Genomic DNA, 6288 nt, shown 5'->3' on the forward strand with positions numbered 1-6288 from the left:
GTCTATGTTTCTCAATGACAACGGATAGGAACACCTGCGGTCGTAACCCTTTAAAAACTTCCTCCCAGGGCTTTCAGCAAAGCGACGGTGAACGACGCGCGTTGGCCTTGCAACAGCACCAATTGGCGTTCGGAGTCAAGAACCGTGCGCTGCGAATCGAGCACTTCCAGAAACGTCGTCAGACCTTTCGTATAAAGCTCCCGGTTGAGTCGTTCGGTATACCGGGCCGATTCAAGGGCCAGATTTTGAGCGTCGATTTGCGCACGCATGCTTTGCAGATTGTCCAGGGCGGTTTCGGCTTCGCGCTGTGCCACCAGCATCCGTTGCTGATAGGAGGCATCGGCAGTCTTGAATTGCTGTTGAGCCAACCGGATGTTTTGCTGATTCCGTTTTCCTTCAAAAATGGGCACACTGGCGTTGAACCCGAGTAAATAGGTCATACTGGCCGGGAAAAACAACGTACCGATGCGGCCCGTCAGCGTTCCTCCGGCTCCCACGAGGTTGATGCGGGGATATAGGGCCGAACGGTTGACCAGAATCTGGACATTGGCTACCTGTGATTGCTGTTCGGCCTGAAGCAAATCCGGGCGACGGCGGAGTTGATCGACCGAAATGGCGGTGAAAGGCAGTTCCGGAAAACCGGTTCCCAACCGTCCGACGGGGACATAAAAGGTAGCGGGGTCCTGCCCGCAAAGGCCCGACAAACCGTTGACGAGTTCGGTGCGGCTGCGTTCCAGACCCAGCAACTGAACCCGCACGTTGGCAATGTCGGTTTCGGCTCGTTTGGCGTCGATTTCGTTGGTCAACCCGGCCTGAAAACGGGCGCGGATGATGGAAATCGTGGAATCCCGAAGGCCGATGTTGCGCCGGAGGACGGCCTGCTCACTGTCGTTGGCGCGAATGAGGTAATAGAGCCGGGCCACTTCCGAAGCCACAATCAGTTGCGTAATCTGCACATCCGATTCTGTCACCTGCCGTTGCAGGTCGGTAACCCGAACGGTATTGCGAATCCGCTTGAACAAATCGACTTCGTAGCTGGCGTCGATGGGCAAAACCTGCAACGAGTTGAGCTGCAAACGCGGCAGCTTGTCGGTGGCAACCGGAATGGCAATCGGGCGGTATTGCGATAGGCTTTGGGTATTGAAATTCAGGCTGCTACGAACCGACGGAGACAGGAATGACTCGGCCACCCGAACCCGTATCCGGGCTTCCTCGACCCGGTTGACGGCCACCCGGATGTCGGGGTTGCTGGTCAGACCCAGATCGATCAGGGAATCCAGCGTCCGGTCCCGAAAAACCGCCCAACCGTCGCGAACCGTATTCGTTTGAAAGGATGCGGAAGCCACCGAACCGCCCGAAGCGCTTCCCGAAGAAGCCGCCGACTGCGCGTGGGCAACCGTATTGCCAAGCATTAAAAGCATTAAACTGTAAAGCGCCGATTTTCTCATACTTTTTGTTTTGTCGCAGAAGCCTGTCCCTGCACTTTAATCCGAACCTGCTGCCCGTCCTTGAGCCGGTCGTTGGGGTTCGTCACTACCTGTTCCTGCCCTTTCAGACCGTCCAATACTTCGAGGGTCGTTCCAAAATCACGCCCCAGGGTAATGGGCTGGAAACGCAGCACCCGATTGGGTTGCACCACCACGATGCGTGGTCCTTCCGATGTCACCAGCAGCGTATTCGCCGGAATGAGCACGGGCGGGTGAATCGTGTTCAGACTGAATTTCACCTGTCCGTATAATCCCGACACCAGTTCCTGGTTCCGGTTGGGAATTGCCACTTCGGCCAGCAAAGTTCGCGATTCCGTGCGTAAGGTACCGGATGTGCGAACGACTTTTCCGGTAAAAGTTTTGTTCAGTTCCGGTACGTTGATCGATGCCGTCATCCCGATTTTGATCAACTGATAATAGGTTTGGGGCACATCGACATACACCCGGAGCGTGTCCAGTTGCGAAATCGTAAACATCGGGATCGCCCCGCCACTGCCCGCCGAAACCAGATTGCCAACTTCGGCGTTGCGGGCGGTAATGATGCCGTTGAACGGTGCCCGGATTTCCTGCAGGGCTTTCAGGGCTTCCAGTCGCCGGAGGTTGGCCTGATTCATCTCGTAAGTGGCCTGCCGGTTGTCCAGATCCTGCTGGGAAATAGCACCGGGAAGGCTCACACTTTTTAGCCGATCCAGGTTCGATTGGGCCAGCCGGACATCGGCGCGGGCGCGGATCAACTCCTGATCAAGTTCGGGGGCTTCCACCGTTGCCAGCATCTGACCGTTGCGGACTTTCGAACCGATGTCGACAAACCGCCGTTTCAGAAAACCCTGTGTACGGGCGTAGACCGGCGTTTCGCGGAAGGGCATGATCTGCCCCGGCAGCAGCAAACCGGTCGAGTCGTCGGAATGGCTAACGGACGTAACCGTGACCAGTTCCTGCCGGTTTTTCTGTGCATCGGCTTCCGCCCGAAGTTCCTGCGCATTGTGAATGCGCGGCAGAACCCCGACGAAGACAAACAGCAGGATCAACCCTAAAAGTACGAACCAAATCCAGATGCGTCGCATGGTTGGGAATAGAAAGAAGTATAAACTAATTTTGTTTTTTGCCTGCTAAATAACTGAAAACCACGGGAACAAACAGCAGCGTAGTAAACGTCGCCAAGAGCAAACCGCCGATGACGGCCCGGCCCAGCGGAGCATTTTGCTCCCCGCCTTCGCCAATGCCCAACGACATCGGCAACATCCCGATGACCATGGCAATGGCCGTCATCAGAATGGGGCGCAAACGGGTTCGGCCCGCTTCCATCGCGGCTTCAAGGGCATTGAAATTGACGTCCGGCAGGTGATCTTTTGCAAAGCTAACCAATAAAATACTATTCGCCGTGGCTACCCCGACGCTCATGATGGCCCCCATCAGCGACGGAATGCTGAACGTGGTATGTGTCAGGAACAGGAGCCAGACCATGCCGCAAAGTGCCCCCGGAAGCGCCGTAATGATGATGAACGGATACCGGAACGACTGGAAATTGACCACCATCAGCAGATACACCAGAATGGCGGCAAAGACGATGCCGATGCCCAGCCGGGAAAATGCACTGTTCATGCTTTCCACCTGACCCCGAATCAGAATCTGATTACCCGGTTTTAGCTGGGTGCGGTATTCGGCCAGAATTTTCTCAATGCCATCGGAAACCGCACCGAGGTCCGTGCGTTCCACGGAGGCATAAATGTCATAGGTGGGTTGGGTATTGACGCGGTTGATAATCACCGGCGACAGTTTTCGCTCCACGCGCGTGACGTTGCTCAGGAGCTGCGGTGTCGAACGACCCTGACTCACCGCCATTGGCGTTTGCAGCATCTTATCGAGTGTGTTCAGGCGGTACGGGGGCGTTTGAACGGCAATCAGATACGGAAAACCGGTCTGCGGATCGGGCCAGAAGTTGGGCGTCACCTGCGCGGTTCCGCTCATCGAAATCATGAGGTTCGTCGCAATTTTCTGCTCATTCAGACCCAGTTGCCCCGCCCGTTCCCGGTCGACGTTGACAAACAGTTCCGGCGCATCCAGCACCTGGTGCAGGTGAACATCCACGGCTCCTGGTACCTGGGCAATTTTCTGCTGGAGTTCCCGGGCAATTTTGAGGTTATTCCCCCGGTCGAAACCCATGACCTGCACGTCGATGGGGGCCGTTAACCCGAAGTTCAGAATCTGGCTGACGATGTCGGCGGGTTGGAAAAAGAAGGTGACATCCGGCAATTCTTCCCGAAAAACCTGCCGGAGTTTTCGGATGTAGTCCTGCGTGGGGCGGCTTTTTTCGTCGTTCAGCGAAACCAGCAGTTCGGCATCGGCGGGGCTAATCGATGAGTTGTCCGAAAAAATGAAGTTATACCGCTCACTGGTTAAACCAATGTTGCTGATGATCGAACCTACTTCCTGACCCGGAATCACCTCACGGACCAGGGCTTCCGTACGGCTGGCAATTCGCTCGGTTTCCTCCAGTCTACTCCCGCCGGGTGCCCGCAGGTGCAGTCGGAACTGCCCGGCGTCGACACTGGGGAAAAAGTCGCGGCCAATGAAGGGGATCATGGCCGAGGTAAACAGGATCACCAGGAGGAATACCGCCAGCACCGACCGGCGGTGGCTCAACGCCCATTCCAGCCCTTTCAGGTAACGGTTTTGCAGCCGATCAAACCCCCGGTTGAAGCGAGTGTGTAAATTCACCCTGTCAGCGGTCGGAGACCCTGACAGAGTATGCGTGTGAGACTCCCCGCGCAGCATCAGATCCGCCATCATCGGTACCAGCGTCCGCGACAGGAGGTAGGACGCCATCATGGCGAAAACGACGGCCAGGGCCAGGGGGCCAAACAGAAACCGGGCGGGGCCTTCCAGAAACAGAACCGAGACGAAGACGATGCAAATCGTCAGCGTGGCCACCAGCGTTGGCGTCGCAATCTGGTGGGCACCTTCCAGTATCGCTTCCCGAAGCGGCAGTCCCAGTTCTTCGTTGCGGTGAATATTTTCAATGGTAACCGTAGCGTCATCGACCAGAATCCCGATGGCCAGCGCCAGACCGCCGAGGGTCATGATGTTCAGCGTTTCGCCCATCAAATACAAAACCGTCAGGGAGGCCAGGATCGAAAGTGGAATTGAAACCGCCACAATGAGCGTGCTGCGCCAGCTTCCCAGAAACAGCAGGATCATGGCCGCCGTCAGCAAAGCCGCAATCAGTCCTTCGACCACCACGCCGTGAATGGACGCCCGAACGAAAACCGACTGGTCGAACAGGCCGACAATCTTCAGGTTGCTCGGCGCGGCTGCGCGCAGGGTCGGAATGATTTCATTCTGGATTTTATCGACAATGGCCGTGGTGGAAGCATTGCCGATTTTGACGATGCTCATCAACACGCCCCGACCGCCGTCCTGTTTCACGACGTTGGTCTGGATGGAAGAGCCATCGTGGACGTTGGCGACGTCGCGCATGTGGATGGTGACGCCGTTGACGGCTTTCACCGGAATATCGTTCAGGGACTCGATCACGTCCGGTTTGGTGTTCAGCCGGACCACATATTCACGTTCGGCCAGGCGCAACTGGCCACTGGGCAAGGTCAGGTTCTGGGCCGAAACCGCATTCACCACTTCTTCGGGCGTAACGCCCCGTGAAATCAGCAGATCGGGATCGAGATCGACCATGATCTGGCGTGTTTTCCCTCCAAACGGTTGGGATAGACGACTGCCCTGCACGGTAGAAATCTGCGGTCGAATCCGGGTAACCCCATAGTCTGTGATTTGGGATTCGGTCAGACTATCGCTCGACAACCCCAATTGCAAAACCGGTACGTCGGTTGCATTATACCGGACAATCAGCGGGGGCTGGGTGCCGGGCGGCATTCGGACGCGAATCGTCTGGGCAATGGCCGTCACCTGCGACATGGCCTCCTCAATCTTGACGGAGGGTTGAAAATACACCTTCAATACCGCAGTCCCGTTATACGTCTGTGATTCCAGCCGCTGAATATCGCTCACGTTGTTGATGATCGCCGTTTCGCTGAAGTTGGTGATCATTTTTTCCATCTCGTTGGTCGACAGACCCGTATAGCCCCAGATGACCGATACGACGGGAATGTTGATGCGCGGGAAAATGTCGGTGGGCATCTGCACGATGGAAACAACGCCCATAATCAGAATCAGCAGGGCCATCACGGCGATGGTATACTTTTTCTCAAGCGCTAAACGGACAATCCACATGACAGATAATCGGGAAAAGTAGAGGGCTACTTTGACTGAAAATTGAATAAATCGAAGGAGAGATGGCGCGGAACCGCATTGCTGTAACAACAGCTATTAACTTTAAAAAGGTTTCGGTAACTCTATAGATTTATGTAAGTTCTTCGTATTGCCAAATAATCTATGGTATTCTTTCCTTACGGCCTTTCAAGAAATAACCGTCTTTGGGTGTTCCAACGATCATCCCTACGGGATTTTACACCCAACTCGTTGATTTCTCCCGGTTGAAACCGGGTTCTACACAATGGATCATCCCTACGGGATTTGCCACCCACTTCGTTGATCACCCCTGGTTGAAACGGGGTTCTACACAATGGATCATCCCTACGGGATTTGCCACCCACTTCGTTGATTTCTCCCGATTGAAACGGGGTTCTACAAAATGAATTATCCCTACGGGATTTGCCATCCACTTCGTTGATCACCCCTGGTTGAAACGGGGTCATACAAAATGAATCATCCCTACGGGATTTTTGGACTTGACCATCCCTTAGGGATGATTCATTTTGTATGACCCCGT

3 protein-coding genes are annotated in these 6288 nt (G+C 55.2%); all 3 read right to left on the reverse strand.

Features of this window, described 5'->3' with window-relative positions; all coding sequences use genetic code 11:
- Positions 1–50 precede the first annotated feature (50 nt).
- The 3 genes from ACS5NO_RS32945 to ACS5NO_RS32955 are packed head-to-tail and all read right to left on the reverse strand — an operon-like array spanning position 51 to position 5729.
- On the reverse strand, positions 51–1421 hold the full coding sequence (locus ACS5NO_RS32945; protein ID WP_439419043.1) for an efflux transporter outer membrane subunit: 1371 nt from the start codon (positions 1419–1421) through the stop codon (positions 51–53).
- Positions 1422–1444: 23 nt separating this feature from the next.
- On the reverse strand, positions 1445–2551 hold the full coding sequence (locus ACS5NO_RS32950) for an efflux RND transporter periplasmic adaptor subunit (protein WP_439419044.1): 1107 nt from the start codon (positions 2549–2551) through the stop codon (positions 1445–1447).
- Positions 2552–2576: 25 nt separating this feature from the next.
- The gene (locus tag ACS5NO_RS32955; protein ID WP_439419045.1) at positions 2577–5729 is read right to left on the reverse strand and encodes an efflux RND transporter permease subunit; all 3153 of its coding nucleotides are present in this window, start codon (positions 5727–5729) and stop codon (positions 2577–2579) included.
- Positions 5730–6288: the final 559 nt, after the last annotated feature.

The sequence above is a fragment of the Larkinella fluvii genome, from assembly GCF_051857545.1.
Classification (GTDB): Bacteria; Bacteroidota; Bacteroidia; order Cytophagales; family Spirosomataceae; genus Larkinella.

Bases quoted from the DNA above. Each gene is read 5' to 3' on its own strand.
- ACS5NO_RS32945 (WP_439419043.1), bottom strand. From the start codon at position 1,421: ATGCTTTTAATGCTTGGCAATACGGTTGCCCACGCGCAGTCGGCGGCT.
- ACS5NO_RS32950 (WP_439419044.1), bottom strand. From the start codon at position 2,551: ATGCGACGCATCTGGATTTGGTTCGTACTTTTAGGGTTGATCCTGCTG.
- ACS5NO_RS32955 (WP_439419045.1), bottom strand. From the start codon at position 5,729: ATGTGGATTGTCCGTTTAGCGCTTGAGAAAAAGTATACCATCGCCGTG.